Consider the following 2179-nt stretch of genomic DNA (forward strand, 5'->3'; position numbering starts at 1 on the left):
ATAAATTATATTTTTCTTTTATTAATTTTATATATTCTCTTTTTTGTCTAATTTCATAATTTAAGTCAGGATTTTCTTCTAATAAATTAGGAGTATTTTTAATTGTGACTATTATTTCTTTATTTATCATTGGTCCATAATGTATAACATCTTTATAATTATCCAAATTATCAGTTATATTTTCTTTAAATTGAAAATCATAAACTGCCACATTTTTTTGATTTTTTAATTTATTTATAACATAATATTTGAATTTTAAAATATCTTCTAAGCAATTATATTTTTCAACAAAATACCACCAAATAGAACTATATGGTGGAAAATATATTTTATATTCAACTTGCGGATTAAATTCAATTAGTTTATAAAATTCATCAAAATTCTCTTTCATTTTTTTATAAGAATATCCTTTTTTTAATTCAGATAACTCATTAGTATTTTGAAATCCCCATGGAGTGTCAGAATTAAAATTAAGTACTTTATCTTTTAAATAAGTATGATTATCTCCCCAATAACTATAACTTTCTAACCAATTGTAATTTTTTTCCTCTATAATTCCTTTTAAAACATTTTTCAAAATTTCAAAATTATATAAATATTTAATTTTTGCTATTTTCGAATCTTTATAAACGAACTCTTGCAATGGAACTCTACTTTCATTCAATTCTGTATTGTAACTAAAAACGTCAAGCCCATATATTATAGTATTCACTTTTTTCGCTTGTAATATTATTTCTAATAATCTTCTTTGTTCATAATTTGTTGATCCAGAAATTGAAAGATTAATTGCCTCCTTGTTAAATAATCTTTCTAAATCTTTTTTCAATATATTTTCAGAAGTCGAAGTCCCTATTACAGCAACTTTATAATTATAATTTTTTGCTATTCCTGGATTTAATAATCGTTGCTCTCCTTTACCATACTCATTACTCCCAAATTGCTGAAGTGGATCAATCTTAAATACCAATAATGCTAATAATAACAAACCTCCAAGTAACAAACCTATTCCTAAATAAAAAAAATTTTTTTGCATATAAAAACTCACTCCTAAAAATTAAAGTACAAAAAGCTAGCTATTCTATTTAAAAATAAAATACTTCCTAATAAATAAAACGATTGCTCAATGAGACTATTCACTTTAAAATTAAATTTATTAACCTTAAAGATGCTATTTTTTAATAAAAAAACTATTATTATACCTAAAATCAATATTGCTAAACTTATTTTATTATCTAAAATAGAAATTATTGACATTTTATAATTAATTGATATTCCTTCAGATAATGAATTTATATTCCCCATTCCTTTTATAATTTTTAAAGCTTTTTCTATATTATTAGCTCTAAAAAATATCCAAAAAATATTTATTAAAAACATTGTAATTATCCATCCTAAAATTTTAGGCATCTTCATTCCAAAATTTTTCCATGTTCTATGAATTAATATAGAAATTCCATGAAATCCTCCCCAAATTAAAAAATTCCATCCCGCACCATGCCATATTCCACTTACAAGAAAAACAATCAGTAAATTCCTTAAAGTTTTTAATTCTCCTCTTTTATTTCCTCCAAGAGGAATATATAAATAATTAGTTAAAAATCTTCCCAATGTCATATGCCATTTTTTCCAGAATTCTTGTATATTTGTAGATTTATATGGTGAATCAAAATTTAATGGAAGAATTATGTTAAACATTAAAGCCACTCCCATTGCCATATCACAATACCCACTAAAATCAAAATAAAGCTGAATTGTATATGAAATTGATGTTAACCATGCTTCTATAAATGTTAAACTTGTCATTTTATCAAATCCAGCATCTACAAATGGAGAAACAGAATCTGCTAAAAGTACTTTTTTAGCTAATCCAATTGAAAATAAATACAATCCTTTACTCATATTTTCATAATTTATTGCTTTATTTTTTTTATTTTCAAACTGCGGTATCATTTCTTCCGGAGATACTATTGGCCCTGCTATTAATTGAGGAAAAAATGTAACAAATAGACAATAACTTAAAAAATCATACTTTTTTAAATTCCTTCTTTTATAGTTATCAATAATAAAAGAAAGTTGTTGGAATGTAAAAAATGATATTCCTAATGGTAATATTAATTTCAAAAGCATTATATTGCTTTTAAAAATACTTGGTGTTAGAATAAGTTTGTAGACATAAAAT

2 protein-coding genes are annotated in these 2179 nt (G+C 23.1%); both read right to left on the minus strand.

Translation table 11 applies throughout. The annotated features are described in order from the left end of the window. The coding region (locus tag HMPREF0202_RS03340; RefSeq protein WP_023051971.1) for a hypothetical protein at window positions 1-1033 on the minus strand (1033 nt) is incomplete at its 3' end. A 14-nt stretch (window positions 1034-1047) separates the two neighbouring features. Further along, window positions 1048-2179, minus strand: a 1132-nt coding sequence (locus tag HMPREF0202_RS03345; protein WP_040406241.1) for an MBOAT family O-acyltransferase, incomplete at its 5' end; no start/stop codon positions are given.

Source organism: Cetobacterium somerae ATCC BAA-474, assembly GCF_000479045.1.
In the GTDB taxonomy this organism is placed as follows: Bacteria; Fusobacteriota; Fusobacteriia; order Fusobacteriales; family Fusobacteriaceae; genus Cetobacterium_A; species Cetobacterium_A somerae.